Source organism: Clostridium amylolyticum (assembly GCF_900142075.1).
GTDB lineage: Bacteria > Bacillota > Clostridia > Clostridiales > Clostridiaceae > Clostridium_AA > Clostridium_AA amylolyticum.
In genome coordinates this window covers 1-26,677 of the sequence record NZ_FQZO01000017.1, presented here as the reverse complement: position 1 = coordinate 26,677, position 26,677 = coordinate 1, and the positions used below count along the sequence as shown (strand labels likewise).

Genomic DNA, 26,677 nt, shown 5'->3' with positions numbered 1-26,677 from the left:
GAACTCCTTATGGGTTCTATAATCTAAAAGATAGCAATTTTAAGAGTAAGTTAGTAATTCGAATATAAAGTCCCATTTGAAGGGGTCCATCCGAGGATAGTTTTTCCGAAAAAGTACCAGAAAAACTTTAAATCTATTATAAGAAAAGCTTCTGCAGGAAGACTTTCCTTATTTAAATTCAAAGAAACTCTCCGAGTTTCCTCCTTCATTCTAAATTCTAAATTTTAAATTCTTAATTATCATTATATAGAACATGTGTTCGGTTGTAAAGTAAAATTTGACAGTTTGGTTTGTAATGTTTTTGCTCAGGTTTGTCTTACGTGATACAATTACCATGAAGATTTTTTTGTATACTAGAAAAGGTGGTGAAATTATGGCAAAGGATTTATCAAGATATCTATTAGTATCGGATATGGATGGTACCCTTTTAAATAATACTAAAGAAATAAGTGAAGAAAATATAGAGGCTATAAAAAGGTTTCAACAGCTGGGAGGAAAGTTTACCATAGCTACTGGACGAGTTCAGTTTTCTACAGAACCTTATCTTAAAGATATAACCTTAGATACTCCTGCAATACTTTATAATGGAGCTGTGATATATGACTTTTACAAGAAGGATATAATTTGGCAGAAACATGTGAATGCCTCCATAAAAGAAAGGGTTAAAAGGATATATGAAGAGTTCCCAGGGTTAGGTATAGGAGCTTATTGTGGGGACAAGCTCCTTATAATCAGGCATAACCTTATGACTGTAGCCATGCAGATGTTAGACAAAGTACCTTATTATTCAGCAGATAAAAATATAGTACAAGAGTATGAAAACACTTTACTTTTAGAAGATGGATGGGAAAGACCTTGGAATAAGGTTATATTGGCTGCTACTCCTAAATTTTTAGATGAAATGGAAGATTATTTTATAAACAATATAGAAGAAGCTAATGTAATGAGATCAGGAGATATCCTGTTAGAATTATTACCCATAGATATATCTAAAGGCACATCTTTAGAAAAGCTGGCTCAATATATGAATATGGATATGGAACATGTAATTGCTATAGGCGATAATATGAATGATCTAGACATGTTAACTAGGGCTGGACATGGATTTACTGTTACTAATTGCAATGAAAAGTTAAGACCTTATGCAAAATATTGTTTAAGCAGTAATGAGGATCACGCCTTAGTACATGTAGTTAAATGGGCTGAAGAAAATCTTTAATTATTTAAAGCAAAGATTTTAAATTGAAAATATTTAATAATAAAAAATAAATAAGTGTAATAATTATCACCCCTACTTCATATTAAATGAATAGGGGTGATTGCTATGATAAGGACAATGGTTTGTGAAAAGGAAGGTTGCAGAGGTAATAGTTTTTATATCTATACTGAAGAAAATAATCTGGTGATCATATGTAGCGAGTGTGGGGAGAGATACTCTTTAGATGTAAGCTACTACGATTATTTAATGCTATCTAGTTGCTCGCAATGTAACAATGACACTTTTAAGGTATTTAAAGATACGGAAAAAGAAGGGGTATATGCAAAATGTACTGAATGTGGGAATCCTCCGGACAAGGTATATATAGATGAAAGTGGCACGCAGGTTTCCTATGAACAAAAGAAGCTAGATGAAATGAAGGATGTAATTTATAGATTAAATGAAAGACTTGCACTTATGGAAAATAAAATTGATATCTTAGGTGTAGACCAGCAGGTTATGCAGCAATCTTTAGGGTATGTAGCAGAATTTGTACAAAAGCTTTAGGGTATGTAGTAAAGGGTTGGAAAAATTTTAGATGTGCACAAAAAATTAAGCGATAATGCAAGAAACGGTGTTTTGCATTACAATAGACGCAAAATTAATAATTTTAAAATTCTATGTTAAAATTCTATTAACTCTTGAAAGGTAGGAATTTCAAGAGTTGATATTTTGTTCTCAATAAACAGTTAAATTTTAAAGTTTATTATAAATTGAAGCTTATTGTGTTGTTACCTTCATAATGCCTTGTTATAATATAATTAGGGAGACTTATGTTGTTCGGATTTAAGAAAGGAGAGGTTATACTATGGCTAAAAAAGAAATTGTAGCAATGATCCTAGCAGGGGGACAAGGTTCTAGACTTGGCGTGTTAACTAAAAAAATAGCCAAACCTGCAGTGCCCTTTGGCGGCAAATACAGAATTATAGATTTTACTCTAAGTAATTGCTCTAATTCTGGTATATATACTGTAGGGGTTCTTACGCAGTATCAGCCTTTAGAACTGAATTCCCATATAGGCATAGGAAGTTCTTGGGATCTGGACAGAAGGGATGGTGGGGTTTTTGTCTTGCCACCTTATCAAAGTGAGAACGGTGGTAATTGGTATAGAGGCACAGCTCATGCTATATATCAAAATATATCTTTTATAGATAATTATGATCCTGAATATGTTCTTGTTCTATCTGGAGATCATATTTACAAAATGGATTATACAAAAATGCTTAAATATCATAAAGAAAAACAAGCAGATGCAACCATCGCTGTTTTTGAAGTTACTAAAGAAGAGGCAACGAGATTTGGTATAATGAATACCAAAGAAGACAATGTAATATATGAATTTGAAGAAAAGCCTCCTGTACCAAAGAGTACTAAAGCTTCCATGGGGGTTTATATATTTAATTGGAAAATGCTTAGAAAGTACTTAAAGGAAGATGCAGCAGATAAAAATTCCAACAACGATTTTGGAAAAAATATAATTCCTAGATTGTTAGGGGATGATAAGAAGCTGGTAGCTTATCCTTTCCAAGGTTATTGGAAGGATGTAGGTACTACTGAAAGTCTATGGGAAGCAAATATGGATCTTCTTAGAGAGGATAATGAGCTTGATATTCATGATTACAATTGGAGAATATACTCTGTAAATCCTTCCAGACCTGCTCAGTATATAGGACCTGAAGCTTCGGTATCTAACTCTTTAGTGGTAGAAGGCTGTGTAATATATGGAAAAGTAGAAAATTCTGTGTTATTTCCAGGTGTATATATAGGTAAAAACGCTAAAGTTAAAGACTCTGTGCTTATGCCCAATGTAAAAATAGGAGATAACGTGGTGGTGGATAAAGCAATCTTGGGAACAGATGCTATTATTAGAAGGGATTGCATTTTAGGTAATGGAGGAACCATAACGGTGATACCTGCCAAGGAAGATTTAAAATCAGGTACTATACTTAAAGAAACAGCAGTACAAGGAAAGGAGAGGTAATATGCTTTCTAACTATATGGGGATAATAAATCTTGACGAAAATGAAGATAATATAATGGAACTTACAGTGAGAAGACCTTTAGCATCTATACCTATAGCCGGAAGGTATAGGGTAATTGACTTTATCCTTTCAAATATGACTAATGCTGGCATAGAAAATATATCTATATTTGCAAAAAACAAATCTCGTTCACTAGTAGACCATACAAGTAACGGAAGACCTTGGGATCTTAATAGAAAAAGATATGGACTTAGAATCTTTAATTTTGGTAAAGCGAACTTAGAAGATAATGATATAAATAACTTTGCAGAAAATCTTGATTATTTTAAAATAGCTTCTCAAGAATATATAATTATGGCTCCTTCTTACATGATATATAATATAGATTTTAAGGAGGCGGCTGAATTTCATGAAAATAGCGGTAATGATATTACTGTTCTATATAAGAAAGTAAATAATGCCCATAAAGCTTTTAAAGACTGTGAGGTCCTTAATCTTAATGAAGAAGGACAAATAATCAGTGTAGGTAGGAATATAGGTGGAGAAAAGCATCTTAATATTGGTATGGAAACATACATAATGAAGAGAGAGCTTTTCACGGACATGGTAAGAGATCTTACAAGAACAGGCCACTGCAGAAAGTTTAAACAAGGTATATATACTCAACTAGATAAATATAAAGTAGGAAGTTTTGAATTTACAGGGTATTTAAGCTGCATAAACTCACTAGATGCTTATTACAAAACCAACATGGATTTCTTAAATGTTAAGGTTAATACAGAGGTGTTTTCTTCTAATAGACCTATAATAACCAAGTCCAAGGACGAAGCGCCTACCAAGTACACACGAAATGGAAAAGTTATAAATTCCATGGTAGCTAATGGATGTATTATAGATGGATATGTGGAAAACTGTATAATCTCTAGAAGGGTTACCATACAAAAGGGTGCAGTACTTAAAGATTGTATTATACTTCAAGGCTCAGAAATAGGTGAAAACACTTCTCTATCTCACGTTATTACCGACAAAAATGTTATAATAGAAAGTGGAAAAGATTTAAAAGCAGACTCTGAATACCCTTTAGTTATTATTAGAAAGAGAACATTTTAAATAAACATCCCTGCAGAGTAAAGGCTGCAGGGAGTTTATTTAATTTAGGAGGCGTTTTTGTTGAAGGTTTTATTTGCGGCGGCGGAGGCTTATCCTTTCATGCAGACGGGAGGCTTGGGGGATGTGGCTTATGCACTTCCTAAGGCACTAAAGGCTCAAGGGGTGGATGTAAGGATAATCATGCCTCTTTATAATATGGAAAAGAAATATAGAAAAAGCATGGTGAAAATTGCGGATTTTAATACATATATAGGTTGGAAAACTGTAAACTGTACCTTAAATTATCTAGAGTATGAAGGAATTATTTATTATTTTATAGAAAATGAATATTATTTCAAAAGAAGTTCACCTTATGGGTTTTATGATGATGCTGAAAGGTTCACCTATTTTTCTAAAGCGGTTTTGGAAGGAATAAAATATTTAGGTGACTTTATTCCAGATATACTTCATTGTAATGATTGGCATACAGCTCTTATGATACCTCTTAAAGGTGCTTATTATAGTGAGGAAGTACCATATACTAGTATAAAAACCGTATTTACTATACACAATATGCTTTACCAGGGTAACTTTGGCAAAGAAGCTCTAGGTATGTTAGGACTTTCTGAAGAAAAATACTATACTGAAGATATATTTAAGCATTATGAAGGGGTATCCTTTATGAAAGGCGCTTTAGCCAAAGCTGATAAAATAACCACTGTAAGTAAGACCTATGGGGAGGAGATAAAGCTGCCTTGGTTTTCTTATGGTTTGGATAAAATACTTAAAAAAAGAAGTAAAGACTTAAAGGGAATAGTAAATGGTATAGATTATGAAAGTTATAATCCTGAAAGTGACAAAGATATAGTATACAATTATTCCTCTAAGGAGATTTCTGTTAAAAGGGAAAATAAACTCGCCCTGCAGAAAGAGTTAAACTTAACCCAAGGTGAAGACATACCTATGCTGTCTATAATCAGCAGATTTTCAGAACAGAAGGGTATAGAGCTTGTACAAGAAATTATGCCCCTTATCATGGACATGGAGCTGCAATTAGTGGTGGTGGGAGGTGGCTTTGAAAGCTATGAAAATATGTTTAAGCACTATGCCTCTAAATATCCTCATAAGATGGCTGCACAAATCCCCTTTAATCGAGAGCTTTCAAAAAGGGTATACGCCTCCTCAGACATATTTTTAATGCCCTCTCAATTTGAAGCCTGCGGCATAGGTCAGCTTATAGCCATGAGATACGGCACCGTGCCAATAGTTAGAAAAACCGGCGGGCTTAAAGACACCGTGAAGATATACAATGAATACAAAGACACCGGCAACGGCTTTGTATTTAATAACTATGACCCATCAGAATTTCTTCATGAAATAAAAAGAGCCCTAAAGCTATACAATAACAAAGAAAAATGGAACACCCTTATAAAAAGAAACATGCACATAGACACCAGCTGGAAAACCTCCGCCAAGGAATATATAAAGCTTTATGAAAGCTAACGGCAGCCATATGAGTTATTAGTTAATGATACATTCCGAACCTAGGATTTGGCATAGTCCCTTAAGAAGAAGTTTCTAATACTCATATATGGGAGAAAATATTAAGAAAAGAGGAAAACTATGAGTTGGAAAGTAAAGAAGTTTGATGAACTAACTAATTATGAGCTATACTCCATACTAAAAGAAAGAAGTGATATCTTTGTAGTGGAACAGACATGCTTTTATTTAGATCCAGATGGCTTGGACATGGCATCTTATCATCTTTATAAGAAAGAAAATGAAGAGATAATAGCTTATCTTAGGATACTCCCTAGAGAAATAGTAGGAGATAATGCTGCCATTGGAAGGGTTATAGTTAAAAAGGATTATAGAGGCAAAGGTATAGGTAAGGAGCTTATAGGTGAAGCTTTAAAATTTATCACAGAAGTTCTTAAAGAACACAACGTTGAGCTTCATGCCCAAGACCACCTGAGAGATTTCTACGGTTCCTTTGGTTTTAAGGTGTCTAGCGACGTATACCTAGACGCAGGGATTCCTCATGTTACTATGATTTGGACAAATAAGGACAAATAGGTGGTAGTCATTTGACAAGTGACATAAGCAGAAATTCTAAATCTTCTATTTGGCATAGTCAATTACTTCTTCGTAGAACCCAAAGCGTCAGATCCATATTTTCAAAAGTTTTAGGGGAGAAGAATAAGTTCTAATTATAAACGATTTTTATATAGTAATCTCAAAAATATTAAAAAGTAAAATTGATTAAAATTATATATACTTACCATAGAATGAGGAGAAGAATGAACAAAATATTAATTGTAGAGGATAACCCAGAAATTAACAAAATGGTGCAAACCTTATTAAGAAAAAACCAGTATAAAGTAGCATATGCATTTTCCGGCACAGAAGCACTTTTGCTATTAGAAAAAGAATCTTTTGATTTGATTTTATTGGACCTGATGTTACCAGGATTAAGTGGAGAAGAAATTTTAGTGAAAATCAACGAACAACTGCAAATTCCTATTATATGTGTATCTGCAAAAGATGATTTAAACACTAAACTTAGATTGATTCGAGATGGGGCAGATGATTATATAACAAAGCCATTTAACAATGAAGAATTAATTGTACGGATAGGGGCAGTGCTAAGAAGAGCTAACAAGAGTCCAACAATAGAAAAAAATAACATATTCCAATTCAAGGATTTAGTTTTAGATAGTGAAAATCATATTGTAACTATTAATGATGAACCTATAGAACTTACTGTAAAAGAATATTGTATATTAGAATTATTAATTAGTAATCCAAAGAAGGTATTTACCAAACAGAATATCTTTGAGAGTGTATGGTCTGAAGAATATATTATCGATGAAAGAGCGGTTACAGTACATGTTAGCAATCTGCGTAGTAAATTGAAACATGGAGAAACATATATAAAAACAGTTTGGGGAATAGGATATAAAATGCAGGATAATTAATCTATCATCTTTATACTTTCTTGACAAAATCTAAATTCTATTTTGATACCTTTCATTTATGATTAAAATGTAGGCTTAAATAATTACAGAAAGTAAGAGGTGAAAAGATATGAGTTTAGTATTACAAACCAATTGTTTGACCAAAAAATATGGAAAACAAATAGCTGTAAATAAAGTCAATCTGAATGTTGAAAAGGGTGATATTTACGGCTTTATAGGAAAAAATGGTGCAGGCAAAACTACGCTTATGAAGATTGTATGTGGATTGATTCATCAGGATCAAGGAGAGATTCAACTGTTTGAAAGTAGTAATTTAGAAAACAGCAGGAAAAGAGTGGGATGTGTTATTGAGCAACCAGCACTTTATCCTGGAATGACAGCCAGACAAAATCTGATTTATTATAATAAGCTACTTGGTATTCCAGACTATAACAATGTTGATAATGTTCTTAATTTAGTAGGTTTACAAAATACAGGTAAAAAGAAAACGAAGAATTTTTCACTTGGTATGAAGCAACGTTTATCCATTGCAATTTCGTTACTAGGCAATCCGGATTTTCTTATCCTGGATGAGCCTATTAATGGATTAGACCCTTCTGGTATCAAAGAAATTAGAGAATTGCTTATAAAACTCAATTGCGAAAATGAGATTACTATTTTAATTTCTTCTCATATTTTGGGGGAACTTGGTAAAATTGCAACAAAATATGGCATCATCGAGAACGGGGTATTGGTTGATGAATTTGCAGCCGTAGAATTAGAAAACCGTTGTAAAAAATGTCTTTCTTTAGAAGTTAATGATTCAGAAAAAGCAGCTTACATTATAAAAAATAATATCAAAAGTATCGATTATAAAGTATTTGATCAAGGAAAAATCTGCATTTATGATTGCTTAGATATACCAGCACAAATTAATAAAGAATTGATTGAGAATGATGTTTTAGTGTCAAGTATCTGTTTAGAAGGCCATGATATAGAAGCATATTTCGTAAAGATGATGGGAGGCGATGAATAATGATGAATGTAGTTTCCAGTGAATTTTATAAAATATTTAGAAGTAAGATTTTTTATGTTATTTCAATTATATTGTTTACAATGAACGTTATTGGATCTGTAACTTCTGTATTCGAAAAAAAATCAGCCTCTTTTTCTCCTGAGATAAAAGCACAGATGTCAGGAATTCCTAGTTATCAAGTATCCTATGGTGCAGATATTATCTTCTATATCATCCTTATCTTTGTTGCTTGTCTAATTACCGCTGAATATGCAAATGGTAGTATACGACAAATGGCTTGCCATGGCATAGCTAGATGGAAATTAGTCTTGGGTCAGTATATTGCTATATCTTCCGTCATTACAATGATTTTATTATCTTTCGGTATTTTAAATTTATTATCAGGTACAATATTGTTTCAACTAGGAGAAGTTGATGCTGTTGCATTTATCCGAATGAATGTTGGAATGCTTTGTATGTTTTGGGGTATTGCAGGAATTGGTACTTTTTTCTCTTATCTATTTAAAAATGGAGGTATTACCATTGCAATTTCTGTTTTATTAATAATAAGTGGAAATTTCATAGTACATTTGCTTACTTTATTAACAAAAAACGATATTTTTACAAGATATAGTCTTGCGAATATGCGTAAAACCATAATTGATTTTACTTCAAAACCAGAGGATGTTGTAAAGTGTTCAATTGTGTTTCTGTTAATTGGAATGGCTGCAATTTTAGGATCTAGTTTATTATTTTCAAAAAGAGATGTAGATTAGTCGAGATGAAGGAGTTAAGATGGAAAATGTTTGGATGATTGCAACTTTTGTATTATTACTTGTTTTGCTAATACTTGTTTTTTACCATATGTACTATCGTATAAATATCAAGCATATTACAAAACAATTAGAGGACATCATGAATATAACAGATACTAATCAACTCCTAACAGTGGTAGTAAAACAAAGGGATATCGCAAGCTTAGTTAATCAGCTCAATAATTTAGTGAGGGATATCAGACTGTCTCGTATACACATTAAAAGACTAAATAGGAATTTTAGACAGAGTATAACTAATATTTCACATGATTTACGCACCCCATTGACAACTGCTGGTGGTTACGTTCAAATGCTCCAGACAAGTATTACAGAGGAAGAGCGACAAGAATACTTAATGATAATATTGGAACGGCAAAATATGGTTAAGGTGCTACTGGAGCAGTTATTTGAATATGTACGTATTGAATCAGGTGAGATTATTTATGAACATGTGCCTATCGATGCAAAAAAATTTTTATAGAAACACTTGCTCTGTATTATGATGACTTTAATAAAAAGGGACAAGAACCCATCCTTCGCTTAATTGAAAAACCTTGTATAATACCAGGGGATGAACAAGGAGTGAAAAGAATATTTTCAAATGTTCTTTTTAATGCCATAGTTCATGGTAAGGGGGAATATTGTTTTGAAATTCAGGAATCAGATTTTTACATTTTTACATTTTCTAATATAAGTGAACCCATGACGAGAGAGGAGTTAGAATATATTTTTCAACGTTTTTACACGAAGGATCCAGCTCGGAATAAAAAGACCACTGGTTTAGGATTAGCAATAGCCAGAGAAATTACTGAACAACTAAATGGTACAATTAAGGCTTACTATAATAATGGAAGATTTTCTATTTCTATTTTATTACCTAAAGCTTGACATTTCTCATAATGCCTTACTCATAAGGTAAACTCCTCACCTATTTAAGTGGGGAGTTTTTTGCAATATTTAGGAGTTTATAAAGGGTATTGTCATATAAAGTATGCAGAATTATTTGAATATTTCGGAATAAGAGTGATATAATTAAGTGGAAAATAGTTGCAAGAACTTTGGCATATAAAAATAAGTTATATACAGTAAATTTAAGGGGGCGTTTTTCTTGTTTAAATTTCCAGAAAATCTTTATTCTGATGTAAGGATAGAAGAGGTATCTTCCACTAATATAGCATTCTTAAATGGACAGCTAAATGAAAATACCATCAGAGAATATAAAGGGGCATTTATAAGAGTTTTTGATGGACAAAGGTGGTATTACAGCTCTATAACAGATGTTTCACAGATTCAACAGGAGTTAGATAATTTAGCTAAGATGGCCAAGCCTTCGGAAAGCATATATGAAAATCCGGTGGTTAAGAAGTATGAGGTTAATAAAGGAGAATATTTAAATTTCCAAGGAAAGGAAATAAACAAGGTATCTTACCAAGAAAAGGTTAATTTACTTAGAAGCTATTTTAACCTCCTAGAAAATGTAGAAGAGATAAAGATGTGGAGAGCTACATATTTAGATAATAGAAAGGTTAAAAAATTCTATTCTTCTAAGGGAGCAAGTCTTCTGTGGGATTATCAAACCTGCGGAGTCTCTTATAGGTTTGGATGCAGCACCAAGGAACAGGATAAGACAACAGATGGATCTTACCAAACAGCATCAAATTGTTTTGAAGATTTAAAAGATATTAAAGAAGAGCTGAAGGAGAAGATAAATACCTATATAGATTTTATGTATAATAAGGAAACCATAGAACCAGGGGAATATACGGTAATACTATCACCATTAGCAGCAGGGGTATTTGCTCATGAAAGCTTTGGACATAATAGCGAAGCAGATTTCATGCAAGGGGATGAAAATGCCAAGGAGCAATGGTGCATAGGAGCTAAAATGGCATCGGATATATTGTCCATAATAGATTATGGTGGAGAGATGGGTTCAGGATATGTGACCTTTGATGATGAGGGAAGCAAGGCTGAAAAGACCTATCTAATAAAAGATGGCATTCTTACAGGAAGACTTCATAATGCTTCTACAGCAGCGGATTTTAATGAGAATCTTACTGGAAATGCCAGAGCCATAAATTTTGAATATGAACCCATAGTGCGCATGACCACCACTTATATAGACAAAGGAAATAAAACTAAAGAGGAGCTTATAGGTGAAGTAAAGGATGGAATATTAATTGAGGATATTAATCATGGCAGTGGAATGACTACCTTTACTTTGGCACCTAACCTGGCTTATAGGATAAGGGATGGAAAAATAGCAGAGCCCTTAAGTATTTCTGTGATAACAGGAAAGGTTATGGAGACCCTTAATAAAATTGATGGCGTTTCAGATACCATAGAACTTTTAAGCTTTGTCACCGGGGGATGTGGTAAGATGGAACAATTTCCTTTGCCTGTAGGCTTTGGAGGCCCTTATGTAAGAGTCAATGGAATAAGAGTGCAATAGGAGGGAGTGGGTATTATGATAAAGGAAAAATATATAGAAAATATTAAAGAAACCTCTATAAATATCGTTCAAAGTAACTTTGAATCTTTAAGAAAAAAGAATATAACTAAAACTGGGCTTAGAGTATATGATCAAGGAAAGCTTGGCATAGCAGGAGCCTTAGGTGACTATGATGAAAAAGAACTAGAGAGTAAGGCAAAGGACAACCTCATACTTCCCTATGAATTTCAGGTGAGCAAAAATTTAAAATTAGCAGAAGATCATTCAAAGGAAATATTGTCTGATGAAAAGCTTTGTGAAGAAGTAGAAGACATATTAGAAGTGTGCAGAAAAGATTACAAGGATTTTGGAGTATACAATAAGATCAAGATAATAAATGAAAGTATATCCCTAAGCAATAATGAAGGATTAGAGCTTCTAAGTAAAGACAGTTATTTAAGCTGTGAGCTTATGTTTAGCGATAAAGCCATTGCAGGACTAGAAGGTTTTTTTTGGGGATTTGAAAGTAGAAATTATAGCAGAGAAAATATAATTAAAGAAATTGATAGTATCTGCGGAGCCTATAGAAACAAACTTACAATGCCGGAAAAGAAAACCATGCCAGTAATATTTATAGATTATGAGATGCTTCCTCTTTTAAAATTTTATACAGACTTAAATGGAGTTAAATTTGGAAGCGGCACATCCATATTTAGCAAGGAACTAAACAATAGAAAATTCAATGAAGATTTTACTCTTTATGCTACTAGGAATCCTGAAGACGTAAAGACACCATTTTTTGATGCTGAAGGAGTGGTAAATGATAATTATAGATATGCCCTCATAGAAAATGGAGTAATAAAGAGTCCCTATACAGATAAGAGAACTGCTAACATGTTTAATTTGCCCTTAACAGGTTCTGCAGCCTCAGCTTATGACTCCGCTCCCAACTTAGCTGCACCTCAGCTTAAAATAAAAGAAGGTAAAAACACCCTAAAGGAGCTTTTAGGTGGAGAAAAAGCCATATTAGTAGTGAATGCTGCAGGAGGAGACTTCACCCAGGAAGGAAACTTTGCCACCCCGGTGCAAGTGCCTATACTTTTTGATGGAGAAAACATGCTGGGAATGCTTCCTAAATTACAAGTATCTTCAAATATATATGACATGTTCGGGCAAGGCTTTAGAGGAGTGTCCACAGACTTCATAAGTCCTTCGGGACAATACAAAGCCCTAGTGATGGACATGATGGTGGAAACTATATAAGAGGACAAACAGGTGCCAGGCACGTGACAAGTGACAAAACCCTAGTTGTGGAGAATAAGTTTCCTCAATAAAACCTATATTAACCAATAATTACTATGATATAATAAATTAATATTAAATATACATAAGGAGGACATAAAATGGAACTAAATTGGAGCCTTAAGGAATTATATGAATCCTTTGAAAGTGATGCTTTTAAAAAGGATGTAGAAAAGGTGAATTCCTTTATAAAAGACTATGAAGAAATGGCAAATAGGATATGTAAGGATCATGAAAATCAGGTGGAAAAGCTTGAAGAATACATTAACAAAAACTTAGAAAAATTTAATCTTTTTGAAAAATTATTATCCTTTGTTAGTCTTACTTTAAGCGTAGATACTAAAAATGAAGTAGCACTAAAATATTCAGATATATTAGAGCAAAAATACAGCCTTTTAGCAGAGGCGGATGCAAAGCTTCAAAATTGGATTGGAGAAATAAAAAATCTTGAGGAGCTTGTACAAGAATCAGAACTTTTAAAAGTCCATGCTTTCTTCTTACAGGAAATTGTAGAAGGCAGCAAATATCTTTTAAGTGACAAAGAAGAAGCTATAATTTCAAAAATGAAAAACACCGGTTCTAATGCTTGGGCTAAGCTTAGAGACCTATTAACCTCTACTTTAATGGTAGATATAGAAATAGAACAAGAAAATAAAAGGTTGCCTTTAACCGTAGTTAGGAATATGGCTTATGAAAAAGACCCAGAGGTGAGAAAAAAGGCTTATGAAGCAGAATTGGCTTCTTATAAGAACATAGAAGATGGTATGGCAGCTTGTCTTAACGGTATAAAAGGAGAGTTTATAACCATTTCAGCCATGAGAGGTTATAAATCACCTTTAGAGCAAAGCCTTATAAACTCAAGGATGGACGAAGACTCATTAAATGCCATGCTTACAGCTATGAGAGAAAGCCTTCCTACTTTTAGAAAATATTTAAGAAGAAAGGCAGAGCTTCTAGGTCATAAAAACGGCCTTCCCTTCTATGATTTATTTGCTCCTATGGGAGAAGTAAACATGGTATTCCCTTATGATAAGTCTGCAGATTTTGTAGAAACCAATTTTAGAACCTTCAGTGATAAGCTAGCAGATTTTGCTAGAAATGCAGTGGAAAAGCAATGGATAGATGTTAAGCCAAAGGAAGGCAAAATAGGAGGAGCTTTCTGCTCAAACCTTCATTCCATTGGGGAAAGCAGATTCCTTTTAAACCATGGAGATACCTTCAGCGATGTAGTAACCATGGCTCATGAGCTTGGACATGGCTATCATGGAGATTGCCTAAAAGAGGAAAGTGCTCTAAATGCAGATTATCCTATGCCTCTAGCAGAAACTGCTTCTACTTTCTGTGAAACCATAGTAAAAAAAGCGGCTATAAAGACAGCTTCAAAAGAGGAAGCCTTTGCTATATTAGAAAGTGAAATCAGTGATAGCACTCAGGTTATAGTAGATATATATTCTAGATTCCTATTTGAAAGTGAAGTATTTAGAAGAAGAGAAGAAAGTGCCATAAACGCACAAGATCTTAAGGAAATAATGCTTAATGCTCAAAAAGAAGCCTATGGTGAAGGGTTAGACCCAGAATATCTTCATCCATACATGTGGGCTTGCAAGCCTCATTATTATTTCCCAGACTCTAACTTTTACAACTTCCCCTATGCCTTTGGACTTTTATTTGCAAAAGGACTTTATGCTGAATATCTAAAGAGAGGTGACAGCTTCCCTGAAGAATATGATAAACTTCTAGCTCTTACAGGTAAAAATAAAATTGCAGATGTAACCAAAGTAATGGGTATAGACATACATGATGTTAATTTCTGGAGAAGCTCCTTAAGAATAATAGAAGAAGATATAGAAAGATTCCTAGAAATAAGCAAATAACAGAAGTAAATATATAAAATAAATTTGACTAGCAAATAGCCAAGGCTCTTTTTCCTTAGAGCCTTGGCTATTTTAATTTACTTACACTGAACACCCAAGCTACATAATTTTCAATATATCTTCAGGCTTTTCAAACACTATTTCTACATCTATACCTTCAGTATTGCTTGCACCCCATAGGGCAAGTCCAAAGTCCATGCCGGCATTTTTAGCACATAGATAATCGGAAAGGGTATCCCCTATGTATATTGAGTTTTCTATTTCTATGCCAAGCTCTTTTACAATGGTTAGAAGAGGCTCTGGGTGAGGTTTATGATTTTTTGTATCCTCTTCTAGAACCTTAGCTTTTATAAATCTGTCCAAACCTGTAGGAATAAAGTCAATTTCATATTGAGAAGAGGTTTTTGAGCTAACTATACCGCAGATAATATTATTTTCATGTAGTTTTTCTATAACCTTGCCCATGTTTTCATATAATTCTGCTCCTTCTTCATAAGCATTTACATAAGACACCCATTTAGCATAGGATTCTTCTATACTTTCAAAGCCTAACTGCTGCAAGGATTTCCTCCCTGGGTTACCGGTTATAAAGGTAAGCTCTTCATAGGACATATCTAGGCCCTTTTCTTCTTTAATAAGTTTCATTAGAGGTATTATATTCATTTTTTCAGTATTTAAAATAGTACCGTCAATATCAAAAATAGCATATTTATATTTTTTCACCATAGCCTGCCTCCACGAATTATCAATTACTAATAGTATGCATTATATAGCTCTAATTTTCAAATACCCTATTTAATAATAAGGTGAAATTGCAAAATTAAACTTTGAAAATGTATTCACTTATGTATTTATTATAATTATTCCGTGTCGGGGTGATAAAGTGTTAAATTATTTAGGAAATTAATAAAAACCCCCTAAAAAATCCATTACATTAGAAATAATAAATGAAGTTAAATTATGAAAATTGTGTCGAATATATTATAATAATTATAATTATATATTTTTAAGTAAATAATTAATAGAAAGGATGGAGGCAATGATAAAATTAATTGGTGTTTTAATCGTTATAGTAGGTTTTGCCTTAAAGCTTGACACCTTGTTCGTGGTTATTGTATCAGGACTGGTTACAGGTTTAGTGGCAGGTATGACTCCTGTGCAGATTTTGGAGGTTTTAGGTAAGTCATTTGTAGATACTAGATACATGACATTATTTGTACTTACCCTTCCGGTAGTAGGAATTTGTGAAAGGTATGGACTTAAGGAAAAGGCCATAGACTTAATAAGAAAATCTAAGAGCCTTACTACAGGTAAAATATTATCTCTTTATCTTTTAATAAGAGAAACTGCAGCAGCTTTTTCAGTAAGATTAGGTGGACACCCTCAATTTGTTAGACCTCTTATAGAACCAATGGCACAAGGAGCAGCAATTGGTAGATATGAAGAAGTGGATGATGAGGATAAAGAAAAACTTAAAGGTGAAGCAGCTGCCATGGAAAACTTCGGTAACTTTTTTGGCCAAAATGTATTTATAGCAAGTTCTGGAGTATTGTTAATTGTAGGAACTTTAGAAAAGCTGGGATATAGTGTTGCTCCTATAGATGTAGCAAAGGGAAGCATTCCAGTAGCAATAATAGCATTTGTAATAGTGGTTGTTAGAAATTATCTTTTAGATAAAAAGTTGGATGCTAAATATAAAAACAAAAGAAAAGAGGTGAAGAATTAATATGAACACAAAGATTCTATTTGATTATTTATTAGAAGGTTTTTATATAATTTCTGGAATAATAATGTTAATAACCGTTTATTTTGTTTCTAAAGATCCTAAAAATGAAAGCAAAATTACTACAGCTTTATTTTGGGGGTTACTAGGTATAATATTTATTTTTGGAAAAGTAATTCCTCCAGTATTAGTAGGAGGAGCTATTGTGCTTATGGGAATTCTTACATTATTAAAGAGGGTAAAGGTTGGAGAAGTGGCCCAATTAGATGAGAAATTTAAAGAAGAGCAAGCACAAAAAATAGGAGGGAAGATATTTATTCCTTCATTAACTTTAGCTATTGTAGCTTTTGCTTTTGCACAGTTTACTGCTAAACTTTCAAAGGTTAGTGGTCAGGTAGCTATAGGTGTATCTGCAGTAGCGGGATTAATAGCAGTATTAGCTATAACTAAAGCTAAGCCTGCATACATTGCAAAGGACGGAGATAGACTTTTAAGACAGGTTGGACCTTCCTCTATTCTTCCACAGCTCCTTGCAGCACTAGGTTCATTATTCACTGCAGCAGGAGTGGGAGAGGTTATTGCTAAAGGAATTTCCAGTGTAATACCTCAAGGAAATATATGGGCAGGTATTATTGCCTACTGTGTGGGCATGGCTTTATTTACAATAATTATGGGAAATGGATTTGCAGCTTTTGCAGTAATCACTGCAGGAATAGGTATTCCGTTTGTGTATAAGCTTGGTGGTAATCCTGCTATAGCTGGTGCATTAGCATTAACAGCGGGCTTCTGCGGAACTCTATTAACTCCTATGGCAGCTAACTTTAATGTGGTACCTGCTGCTCTTTTAGAAACAAAGAATAAAAATAGAGTTATAATTGCTCAAGCACCAGTAGCATTATTAATGCTTGTAGTTCACATACTGTTAATGTACTTCTTAGCATTTTAGTTGTAAGATAGTATATAAAAATCATATTTAACCTCTAGCATGATGTTTTGAAGAGCCTCATATTAGAGGTTATAATATATAAAAACTTAAGATTTTAAGCAAAGACTTCTATGGTTATAGTAAATTTCCTAGAAATCTTTCTTAAAAAAAAGGAGGCAGCAAAATGAAAGTTTTAATAACAGGTTTTGATCCCTTTGGTGGAGAAAAGATAAATCCAGCTTGGGAAGCAGTAAACAGAATTAAGGACAATATTGCAGGAGCTGAAGTTATAAAAGTTCAGATACCTACAGTTTTTAGAAAATCCATAGAAAAATTAGATAAAGCTATAGAAGAAAACAATCCAGACATAATAATATGTGTTGGGCAAGCTGGAGGAAGATTTGAAGTAACTCCAGAAAGAGTAGCTATCAATATGGATGATGCTAGAATTAAAGATAATGAAGGAAACCAACCATTAGATGCAGCTATTTATGAAGATGGAGAAAGTGCTTATTTTTCTACCCTGCCTATAAAAGCTATAGTTAAAGAAATCGGCGACAATGGTTTGCCAGCTTCCGTTTCCAATACAGCAGGAACCTTTGTATGTAATCATATAATGTATGGACTATTATATCTTATAGACAAAAAATATAAAAATGCTAGAGGAGGTTTTATCCACGTACCATTTATACCACAACAAGTAGTGGATAAGAGAAACACTCCTTCCATGGCATTAGAAGATATAGTAAAATCTTTAGAGTTTGCAGTAAAAGCTTCTGTAGAAAATGTAGAAGATATAAGAAAATCTGGCGGAACTATCTGTTAGTAGGTGGTGCTGGGCATGTGCCTGGCACCTTTTAATTTTAACCAATCCTCTTCATAAGCCTTATGAAAATCAGCACTTTGATTATATATAAGGGAAGAGGGGTGATACATAGGGAATATATATCTGCCTAGCTCTTCATTGAAAATAAGCTGTCCATGGCATTCACCTATGGTTTTGAATTTAGTGAGCCTTTTTAAAGGCACATTGCCCAAAGTAACTATTATTTTAGGGTCAGTGTATTTTATTTCTAAATCTACTATTTCTCTGAATAGCTCCACTTCCTTAGGTTTAGGAGTTCTGTTGCTTACGGTTATTCTGCCTGTTTTTCCTTCTTTATATTTTATAGGTCTTACAAAGCAGGAGTTAGTTATGCGCACTTCATCACGCTTTAATCCTATTAAATCTAGATATTTTTGAAAGTTCTTACCTGCAGCACCCACAAAAGGCTTACCCTCTTCTATTTCTGTTTTCCCCGGGGCTTCTCCTAAGAATAAAATCTCAGCAGGCATGGGACCATCTCCAATAATCCACCCTCCTGTAGGTTCATCATGATAATTTTCTGCAATAACTTTAATTTTATCTTTAAGCATTTCCTGCACCTTATCCATATTAAATCCCTCTCTTTTGATTTTTAGTTGAATTTTTTTATTTAAATTATTTTGTCCTTTAAAGGAATTATAATTACCTTATTTATTAGAAATTTTAATTATTATTTGCAAAAATATTTTAAAAAGGTCAAAAGTTATACCCTTTAGTGGCCATTAAAACTATTTTATTCTATAATACTACAGTAAATATAAAATTATATTGAAAAAAATAGTTTATTTACATTAATTTAACTATTTATAGTTGAACCTTTCGCTACATATATATTATCATTATAAGGTAGGTTAATTAAGCAGAGATTCCAAATTTATGATTTGGAAGGTGCCTAATGCTTTGTAACACCTAAAACATCTTAATCATATATTCAAAGGTTTTAGGTTAGGGGAAGAATTTTCTATTAATAAAATAACTATGGATTTTTAAGGGGGATAACATGTATAAAAGAAAAAAGATAACAGCTTTAATTTTGATAATTTTTTGGATGATGATAATATTTATATTTTCAAATATGCCTTCAGAAATATCGGATGAAAAAAGCAGATTTGTAGTAAACTTTATATCTATGCTTGGCCTGGATATAAATGGTGGGTTTGCGGATGTTTTAAATCATATAGTAAGAAAATCAGCACATTTTACAGAGTATGCTATATTATTTATACTAATATTCAACTGGCTTAAATATTACTTCAAACTTACCCCAGGGCTAGTACTTTCTTTAATATTTGTGTTTTTATATGCTTGTACTGATGAGTTCCATCAGCTCTTTGTCCCTGGAAGAGCCGGAAGGTTTACAGATGTTCTAATCGATACCTGTGGAGGTGCTTTTGCAATGATAATAACCTATTTTTATACCACAAGGATAGGGCATTTTTCAAAGAGAATAAGAGTATTTTAGATATTAACTAAAACCTGATTCCTATTGAGATTCTTCTATAGGGGTCAGGTTTTATTTTTAACGTAATTTTTAAGGCAGCCTTTAGACTTCATCAAGATTAAAAAGGTACTTTAAAATAGTAGTTAACTATTACATGAAGTTAAAATGTAGAACTTTAATGTAATAACAATTTTAATGTCTTAATTTGCGATAAAAAAATGTAGAAAATTCTGATGTAAAATGTAAATATTAGAATATAGATTGCTTTATTTAAGGAGTGGTTTTATGAAAATATTAAAACATTATAAAAATCCTTATGTAGAACAGAGCACACTACCTATTATACTTATAGTACTTTTTGTACTTTTAAGTGAAAAAAACTTTTTACTGTTTCATTCTATTGTAGAAATATTTGCTGTAATTATAAGCTTTTCCTTGGCACTTATAGCCTTAGGAACTGTAAAAATAAGTGAAGGCAGTTATTTCACCTATATTGGTATAAGTTATGGATTTGTAGGTGTTATTAATATTTTTCACATCCTTACTTATAAAGGTATTAACTTGTTAGCTTCAGATCCTAATATTTCTACCCAACTATGGATTTTTCAAAGATACTTTGAGGTAGCTTCACTATTAATATCTTTTTATTTTATAGACAAAAAAGTTAATTATAAGAGACTTATAGCTATAGATACCATTATAGTTTCTTTTTTTATAAAAATAATCCTTAATACGGATATATTTCCAGAATGCTATATAGATGGACAAGGCCTTACAGTTTTTAAAATTTATAGCGAATATATAATATGTATATTGTTTGCTTATATCATTTATTTATATTATAAAGATGGTGGAAAGCATATAAAGTATAATTATGTATTTTTAATTTACTCCATGGTCTTTAAGATTGCGGGAGAGTATATATTTACTCTTTATATAGGTGTATACGATTCTTTAAATACCACTGCCCATCTATTAAACTTTATATCTTTTTGCTTCCTTTATAAGGCACTATTCAAAAGCACTATTACAGATCCTTTTTCTACCGTATTTAAAAATTTAAGAGATAAAGCGGAAGAACTAGAAAAATCTAATGAAGAAATCCTAAAAGCTAAAGAAAAGCTAGAAGCAGAATATGAAAGATATAAAAAAGTTTTGAACTTTTTACCAGAGGGAATAATCATAGTTAAAGATGAAAAGATAGTATACTGCAACTGTAAAATGTTAGAATTAATTGGATTAAACCCTACAGATAACTTAATAGATAAAAGCATATATTCCATCGTGGAACAAGAGTTTCATGAAAGCCTAAAATTAATATTGAACAATGATGAAGAATTAAAAGATAAATCTTTAGAATATAAACTTAAATTAATGCATAAAAGTTGTGATGTGGAGATTTCTTATCTTTATATGGATGATAAGGAAATGAGCTACTATGTATTTGCCGTTAGGGACATAACAGATAGAAAAAAGGCAGAAGAGATGAGAAATATAATAGCACAAAAAAAGAAGGAAGAAGAGCTTAATAATGAATTTTTCTCTAATGTATCTCATGAGCTTAAAACTCCTATTAACGTAATATATACAGCATTACAACTAGAAAACAGATATATAGATACCCTGGGCACAGAAAATATTAAAAAGTATAATAAAATAATTAAACAAAATTGTTTAAGGCTTATAAAGCTAGTTAACAATTTAATAGATATTACCAAAATAGAGTCAGGATTTTTTCAGCCTAAATTAAAGGTGAAAAATATAGTTAGTATTATTGAGGATATAACTTTATCTATAGTAAGCTACGCACAGTATAAAAATATTAATATTATATTTGATACAGACTCTGAAGAGGTATATGTAAAATGTGATGAGGATCTTATGGAAAGGATAATGCTCAATTTGCTTTCTAACGCTGTTAAATATGGAAAGCAGGGTGGGGTAATTAATATAAGAATATATAATCCTAAAGAAAATTTTGTTACCATAAGTATAAAAGACGATGGTATAGGTATACCAGAAAACATGATAAGTAAAGTTTTTGAAAGGTTTGAGAAGGTAGATAGCAGTTTATCAAGAAATAATGAAGGTAGTGGTATAGGACTATCTATAGTGAAATCTTTAGTGGAAATTCAAAATGGAAATATAGCTATAAAGAGTAAAGTAAATGAAGGAACAGAGTTTTTACTTACCTTTCATGAAGAAGAGGATAAAGACATAACTATTATGGTAAATATGGAAAGGTATACTTATGAAAAAAATATGATAGAAAAAGCAGATATAGAGTTTTCTGATATTTATGCTTAGATTTAAGGGGAAAATTTAGTGAATTCAATGAGCAAAAAATTAAATGAAGTTGTATCTATACTCATATCTTTTAATTATCTAAATAAAAAAGTAAAAAATTCAACCTAGGAGTCTAAGTGCCTTACCTTTAGATTCCTAGGCTGAAGAGGTGATTTATAATAAAGCTGAGAAGATTCTTGTGACACCTTCTATTATCTTTCTAAACTTTGAAGAGCTTTCATATTCCTGAAGGGTAAATATTCTGCATTTCTTTAGGTCTTCAAAGAAAATTAGTTCAAGCTCCGTGGATACTTCTTCATCATATATAACAGAATTTATTTCGTAATTTAATTCAAAGCTTCTTCTATCCATATTAGCAGTGCCTATGGTGCACATTTTTCCGTCAATAGTCATGGTTTTAGCATGAACAAAGGAGTTCTTATCATAAAAATAAACTTTAGCACCACATCTCATAAGCTCTGCTAAATAGGTTCTAGATGCGCAGTTAACTGTAAAATGATCTGCTTTTTCAGGGAATATAATCCTTACGTCCACCCCTCCCAAAGCTGCTATTCTAAGAGCATCCATAATACCCTCTGAAGGCACGAAATAAGGAGTGGTTATATAAATATGATCTGTAGCTATGGATATCATTTTTAATATACCCTGCATTATGGCAGGAAACTGAGAGTCTGGTCCGCTTTTAACCACCTGCATAGGTATTTTCTTTTTAGCAGCAGGTGAGGTAGGAAAATATTTATCGAACTCTTGATCATAAAAAACAAAATTATTGGTAGCTTGCTGTATGGTTAAAAAATCATCTAAAAAAACCGATTGAAGACCTAGTGCAAAGTCTCCTTTAACCATTAAATGAGTATCTCTCCAATAACCCATCTTACTCTTTCCTAAATACTCATCACCAATATTTATTCCCCCTATAAAACCTACCTTACCATCTATTACCACAATTTTTCTATGATTTCTAAAGTTTATTTGAGTGTTTATAGCTCTTAAAAGAGGTGCTAGAAAATATGAGTATTGTACTACATCAATGCCTGCTTCTTCCATTTCTTTAAGGTATTTCCTTGTAACCTTTATAGAACCAACTCTATCCATTATAAAGCGTATTTTAACACCTTCTCTTGCTTTTTGTATCAAAATATCTTTAATTTCTGTGCCTATGCCATCATTTTTAACTATATAGTACTCCAAATGTATATGGTGCTTAGCCTTAAGAAGTTCTTCTTTTAAAAATCTAAATTTTTCATTACCATCCCTAAAGATTTTTATTTCATTGTTGATAAAAACAGGTGAGTCACTATTGTTTGCTAAAAGTTCAATAAGTGGAATATAGGGTTTATCACGTTTTGGAATTTGTTCAATTATAGGATTTATAAGATCCTGAATACCATCTACAGTGCTATCATTTAACTTGTGTATTTTCCAGTTTCGTCCAAGGAATATATATAGTATAAGCCCTATAGGAGGAAGTAGTATCAATACCATAAGCCAAGCTATGGTTCTTTCCGGTTGTTTCTTTTCTAAAATAACTATGGTTATAGCTAGAACAACATTAATTATAAAAATCGCATAAAGAATATATAAAACTACTTTCAAAAAAACACCTCCTTATCTTATATAATATCCAAAAAGTGCTATGATTTCTATAATTATTGAGAATAATAAATGAAAATATAAAAAACACCCTAAAAATTAGATTTTTCATAGCATTTATGTAGATTTTTTTGGGTGGACATGCCAAGGACAAGTCCACATTTTGTATAACCTTTATGTAGATTTTTTCAAGATACTTCTTAAAATAAAAATTATTACTTGAAATAGGTGCTTTATGGCATATATAATAAACTAACATAAAGAGACTTAAAATTCGGCGAAATGGTTGGATTTTAGGCCTTTATGTTTAACTAGAGAAATCTAGCACCTTAAAACTAACTAAAGAAATTAGGGAGGGAATGTATTGAAGAAAAAAAGAAAAAGCTTATTTTGGAAGTTCCTAGATGGAGTTGAGAAAGTAGGAAATAGGATGCCACATCCTGTTACAATTTTTGCCATACTCTGCGTCATAGTAGCTGTGGTATCACACATAACAGCTTTAACAGGAACCACAGTAACTTATCAAGGGGTTGATCCAAAGACTTTTAAAGCGGGAGAGGTTACTGTAAAAGCGGTAAGTTTATTAAATCCTGAAGGTATAAGATACATATTTACCAGTGCGGTTACTAACTTTACCAGCTTTGCACCTCTAGGCACTGTTCTAGTGGCAATGCTAGGAGTTGGGGTAGCAGAGGAGACAGGCCTTATATCTACATCTTTAAGAAAACTGGTATTAAGCACACCAAAAACTTTAATAACTATAGTGGTAGTTTTTGCAGGAGTTATGTCTAATATAGCTTCAGATGCAGGTTATGTAGTACTTGTACCATTAGGTGCTATAATCTTTGCCAGCGTAGGAAGACATCCTATTGCCGGTCTTGCTGCGGCCTTTGCAGGAGTGTCCGGAGGATTTAGTGCTAATCTTATGATAGGTACTATAGATCCATTATTAGCAGGTATAAGTACAGAGGCAGCTCATTTATTTAGAAGCGATGTTTCCGTAACTGCTACATCAAACTTGTACTTTATGATTGTATCCACTTTTGTAATTACAGCTTTAGGTGCTTTTGTTACAGAAAAGATAGTGGAACCCAGACTAGGAGAGTATAAGGGAAGCCACACTGAAATAGTAGAAGACATCACCTCAGATGAAAAAAGAGGTTTAAAATATGCTTTGATAGCTATGATATTATTTATAATAGGCATGGTTCTTCTTACAGCACCAGCCAATGCTATACTTAGAGACCCTAAAACCGGAGATATACTAGGGCATTCTCCTTTTATGAATTCCATAGTGCTTATAATCGCCTTATTCTTCCTTGTACCTGGAGTAGCCTACGGTATTGGAGCAGAAACAATTAAAAGCGATAAGGACATAGTAAATGGAATGTCTAAAGCTATGTCCACCATGGGATCCTATTTAGTTCTGGCTTTTGTGGCTTCACAATTTGTAGCCTATTTTAGCTATACAAAACTTGGAACTATTATTGCAGTTAAGGGTGCAGATGCTTTAGAGGCAGCTGGACTAAAAGGAATTACATTAATACTTATGTTTGTTTTATTAACCGCATTTATAAATCTATTCATGGGCTCTGCTTCTGCAAAGTGGGCTATCATGGCTCCAATATTTGTGCCTATGTTCATGCAAGCAGGCTTCGCTCCAGAATTTACTCAAGTAGCATACAGAATCGGAGATTCCACTACTAATATAATCTCCCCGTTAATGAACTACTTTGCAGTAATAGTAGCCTTTGCATCCAAATATGATGAAGATTCAGGTATAGGAACACTTATATCCACCATGGTGCCGTATTCCATAATATTCCTAATAGGATGGAGCATCCTCCTCATTATTTGGTACTTCGCAGGATGGCCTATTGGACCTGGAGCGCAGATATTTCTTTAAATTTATAATTGAGAATTGAGAATTTAAAATTAAGGATGTCTTTCTGATGAAAAGAATCAGAAAAACTAGGAATATATATTACGAATTTAAGAACTTAAAATTTAGAGTTGTGGAGGAAACTCCTAACAGAGTTTCTTTCAAATATATTTAATAAAGCTTCTATGTTAGAAGCTTTTTTTTAATAAATTTAAAGTTTTTCTAATTCTTTTTTAGAAAAACTATCCTTCATTCTACATTTTAAATTCTCAATTCTAAATTAATTGAATCATCTCACTAAACTGTCCAGTCTCAGAAATTTTACTGTATAGACAAGATCTAATGTTAATAAGACAACTATAAAGGGTATTAATGTTATGTATATGTTGAAAAATCGAGTATATAGGGTATCTATAACTGGCTGTAGGAGGTATAGGGTGGTAAAACTAAGTAACATCCAATATAGGGAGAACCTAAGACTTATTAATCCTTTAAAGTTATATGTTAAGGCGGAATAATCCCAATAGGTTTTATTAAAGAACTTCTTTAACATATAGCCGCTTAGATATTCTATTAAAGTTGGTATTATAAAGCATAGAAGTAATAGGGTAAGGGTATTAACTTTAAAATACTTATTATATAGTACTAAAAGCAACACGCTTATACCGTACATAGGTTTTATGGGTCCTCTTAAAAAGCCATCTTGTTGAAAGCCTCCAGTAACAAATAAACAATAAACATTCTCGATTATCCAGCCTAGGAAAGAGTATATTGTAAAGTTGAATAAGGAAAATAAGAAAAGATTCATTGTTATACCACCACTTTCTTTAGTAATTGTTACTAGTATTAACAAATTAAATGTATTTAATTACATTCTAGGAGATATAAAATCAAATATTTTATATAAAACAACAAAAACATTACCTGGTGTATCAATATATATATTTTTAAGAAAAAGAATGGAATAAGTAGATAAATGTATAATATTCTTATTAAAAGGGGATATATAAAAATATATGTTTTTATAGCTGTGTTACTATAAGTGAGTCGCTTGCGGCAAGAGCGACACCGAGTGAAAACACTTGATACATTAAAAATTAGTTAGTAAGAAAATCTAACAAACAATTTTTAAAAAAGTGTTGACAAGGAAAACCCACCGTGGTAAGATAACTAAGCGGTGAGGGAAAAGCCGCACTGGTCTTTGAAAATTGAACAGAG

General features: G+C 32.4%; 24 protein-coding genes. 20 read left to right on the top strand and 4 right to left on the bottom strand.

The features are described from left to right. The first annotated feature begins 373 nt into the window (after positions 1 to 373). From BUA82_RS20225 to BUA82_RS20165, 14 genes are all read left to right on the top strand, one after another. On the top strand, positions 374 to 1,219 hold the full coding sequence (locus BUA82_RS20225; RefSeq protein ID WP_073013004.1) for an HAD family hydrolase: 846 nt from the start codon (positions 374 to 376) through the stop codon (positions 1,217 to 1,219). A gap of 105 nt (positions 1,220 to 1,324) precedes the next feature. Further along, a complete protein-coding gene (locus tag BUA82_RS20220; protein ID WP_073013001.1) occupies positions 1,325 to 1,765 on the top strand; it encodes a hypothetical protein in 441 nt (146 codons plus the stop codon). Between the two features lie 301 nt (positions 1,766 to 2,066). After that, positions 2,067 to 3,239, top strand: coding sequence for a glucose-1-phosphate adenylyltransferase (locus BUA82_RS20215; RefSeq protein ID WP_073012997.1), 1,173 nt, complete (start codon positions 2,067 to 2,069; stop codon positions 3,237 to 3,239). A gap of 1 nt (position 3,240) precedes the next feature. Beyond that, a complete protein-coding gene (gene glgD / locus BUA82_RS20210) occupies positions 3,241 to 4,350 on the top strand; it encodes a glucose-1-phosphate adenylyltransferase subunit GlgD (RefSeq protein WP_073012994.1) in 1,110 nt (369 codons plus the stop codon). A 60-nt stretch (positions 4,351 to 4,410) separates the two neighbouring features. Next, positions 4,411 to 5,832, top strand: coding sequence for a glycogen synthase GlgA (gene glgA / locus BUA82_RS20205; RefSeq protein WP_073012991.1), 1,422 nt, complete (start codon positions 4,411 to 4,413; stop codon positions 5,830 to 5,832). A 120-nt stretch (positions 5,833 to 5,952) separates the two neighbouring features. Continuing rightward, positions 5,953 to 6,405 carry a GNAT family N-acetyltransferase gene (locus tag BUA82_RS20200; protein WP_073012988.1) on the top strand — a complete coding sequence of 151 codons (453 nt, stop codon included), beginning with the start codon at positions 5,953 to 5,955 and terminating at the stop codon, positions 6,403 to 6,405. Between the two features lie 224 nt (positions 6,406 to 6,629). Then, a complete protein-coding gene (locus tag BUA82_RS20195; RefSeq protein ID WP_073012986.1) occupies positions 6,630 to 7,307 on the top strand; it encodes a response regulator transcription factor in 678 nt (225 codons plus the stop codon). A 109-nt stretch (positions 7,308 to 7,416) separates the two neighbouring features. Then, on the top strand, positions 7,417 to 8,322 hold the full coding sequence (locus tag BUA82_RS20190; RefSeq protein WP_073012983.1) for an ABC transporter ATP-binding protein: 906 nt from the start codon (positions 7,417 to 7,419) through the stop codon (positions 8,320 to 8,322). Further along, positions 8,322 to 9,077, top strand: a complete 756-nt coding sequence (locus BUA82_RS20185) for an ABC transporter permease (RefSeq protein WP_073012980.1) — start codon at positions 8,322 to 8,324, stop codon at positions 9,075 to 9,077. The genes BUA82_RS20190 and BUA82_RS20185 overlap by 1 nt, the downstream gene beginning before the upstream one ends. Before the next feature lie 19 nt (positions 9,078 to 9,096). Continuing rightward, entirely contained in the window at positions 9,097 to 9,597 is a 501-nt protein-coding gene (locus tag BUA82_RS21075; protein WP_242949017.1) for a histidine kinase dimerization/phospho-acceptor domain-containing protein, read from the top strand. A gap of 101 nt (positions 9,598 to 9,698) precedes the next feature. After that, positions 9,699 to 10,004: a sensor histidine kinase gene (locus BUA82_RS21070; RefSeq protein WP_242949016.1), complete on the top strand. Its 306-nt coding sequence runs from the start codon at positions 9,699 to 9,701 to the stop codon at positions 10,002 to 10,004. A 220-nt stretch (positions 10,005 to 10,224) separates the two neighbouring features. Beyond that, on the top strand, positions 10,225 to 11,568 hold the full coding sequence (locus tag BUA82_RS20175) for a TldD/PmbA family protein (protein WP_073012977.1): 1,344 nt from the start codon (positions 10,225 to 10,227) through the stop codon (positions 11,566 to 11,568). A gap of 15 nt (positions 11,569 to 11,583) precedes the next feature. Continuing rightward, on the top strand, positions 11,584 to 12,810 hold the full coding sequence (locus tag BUA82_RS20170) for a metallopeptidase TldD-related protein (RefSeq protein WP_073012974.1): 1,227 nt from the start codon (positions 11,584 to 11,586) through the stop codon (positions 12,808 to 12,810). Positions 12,811 to 12,950: 140 nt separating this feature from the next. Continuing rightward, on the top strand, positions 12,951 to 14,723 hold the full coding sequence (locus BUA82_RS20165; RefSeq protein WP_073012970.1) for a M3 family oligoendopeptidase: 1,773 nt from the start codon (positions 12,951 to 12,953) through the stop codon (positions 14,721 to 14,723). A gap of 99 nt (positions 14,724 to 14,822) precedes the next feature. Here BUA82_RS20165 and BUA82_RS20160 read toward each other — a convergent pair whose 3' ends face one another. Continuing rightward, positions 14,823 to 15,449: an HAD family hydrolase gene (locus BUA82_RS20160; protein ID WP_083600049.1), complete on the bottom strand. Its 627-nt coding sequence runs from the start codon at positions 15,447 to 15,449 to the stop codon at positions 14,823 to 14,825. Positions 15,450 to 15,765: 316 nt separating this feature from the next. Here BUA82_RS20160 and BUA82_RS20155 point away from each other — a divergent pair, with 316 nt between their 5' ends. The 3 genes from BUA82_RS20155 to pcp all read left to right on the top strand — a co-directional run bounded on the left by BUA82_RS20155 (position 15,766) and on the right by pcp (position 18,197). Further along, the gene (locus BUA82_RS20155; protein ID WP_207650325.1) at positions 15,766 to 16,449 is read left to right on the top strand and encodes a DUF969 domain-containing protein; all 684 of its coding nucleotides are present in this window, start codon (positions 15,766 to 15,768) and stop codon (positions 16,447 to 16,449) included. A 1-nt stretch (position 16,450) separates the two neighbouring features. Next, positions 16,451 to 17,392 carry a DUF979 domain-containing protein gene (locus BUA82_RS20150; RefSeq protein WP_073012963.1) on the top strand — a complete coding sequence of 314 codons (942 nt, stop codon included), beginning with the start codon at positions 16,451 to 16,453 and terminating at the stop codon, positions 17,390 to 17,392. Between the two features lie 163 nt (positions 17,393 to 17,555). After that, the gene (gene pcp, locus BUA82_RS20145; RefSeq protein ID WP_073012959.1) at positions 17,556 to 18,197 is read left to right on the top strand and encodes a pyroglutamyl-peptidase I; all 642 of its coding nucleotides are present in this window, start codon (positions 17,556 to 17,558) and stop codon (positions 18,195 to 18,197) included. Here the strand turns inward: pcp and BUA82_RS20140 are convergent. Continuing rightward, positions 18,194 to 18,805 (bottom strand): uracil-DNA glycosylase, encoded by a 612-nt coding sequence (locus tag BUA82_RS20140; RefSeq protein WP_073012956.1) that lies wholly within the window; start codon positions 18,803 to 18,805, stop codon positions 18,194 to 18,196. The genes pcp and BUA82_RS20140 overlap by 4 nt on opposite strands. A 431-nt stretch (positions 18,806 to 19,236) precedes the next feature. Here BUA82_RS20140 and BUA82_RS20135 point away from each other — a divergent pair, with 431 nt between their 5' ends. Together BUA82_RS20135 and BUA82_RS20130 are read left to right on the top strand one after the other, a co-directional pair. After that, positions 19,237 to 19,698 (top strand): VanZ family protein, encoded by a 462-nt coding sequence (locus BUA82_RS20135; protein ID WP_073012953.1) that lies wholly within the window; start codon positions 19,237 to 19,239, stop codon positions 19,696 to 19,698. A 264-nt stretch (positions 19,699 to 19,962) separates the two neighbouring features. Beyond that, positions 19,963 to 21,984, top strand: a complete 2,022-nt coding sequence (locus tag BUA82_RS20130) for an MASE3 domain-containing sensor histidine kinase (RefSeq protein WP_073012950.1) — start codon at positions 19,963 to 19,965, stop codon at positions 21,982 to 21,984. A 153-nt stretch (positions 21,985 to 22,137) separates the two neighbouring features. Here the strand turns inward: BUA82_RS20130 and cls are convergent, their stop codons facing one another. Further along, the gene (gene cls / locus BUA82_RS20125; protein WP_242949015.1) at positions 22,138 to 23,580 is read right to left on the bottom strand and encodes a cardiolipin synthase; all 1,443 of its coding nucleotides are present in this window, start codon (positions 23,578 to 23,580) and stop codon (positions 22,138 to 22,140) included. Positions 23,581 to 23,941: 361 nt separating this feature from the next. On the opposite strand from cls, the gene BUA82_RS20120 reads away from it, so the two are divergent. Further along, on the top strand, positions 23,942 to 25,483 hold the full coding sequence (locus BUA82_RS20120) for an AbgT family transporter (RefSeq protein ID WP_073012948.1): 1,542 nt from the start codon (positions 23,942 to 23,944) through the stop codon (positions 25,481 to 25,483). Between the two features lie 265 nt (positions 25,484 to 25,748). Here BUA82_RS20120 and BUA82_RS20115 read toward each other — a convergent pair whose 3' ends face one another. Continuing rightward, complete coding sequence (locus BUA82_RS20115; RefSeq protein ID WP_073012945.1) at positions 25,749 to 26,267, bottom strand: putative ABC transporter permease; 519 nt, start codon at positions 26,265 to 26,267, stop codon at positions 25,749 to 25,751. Positions 26,268 to 26,677: the final 410 nt, after the last annotated feature.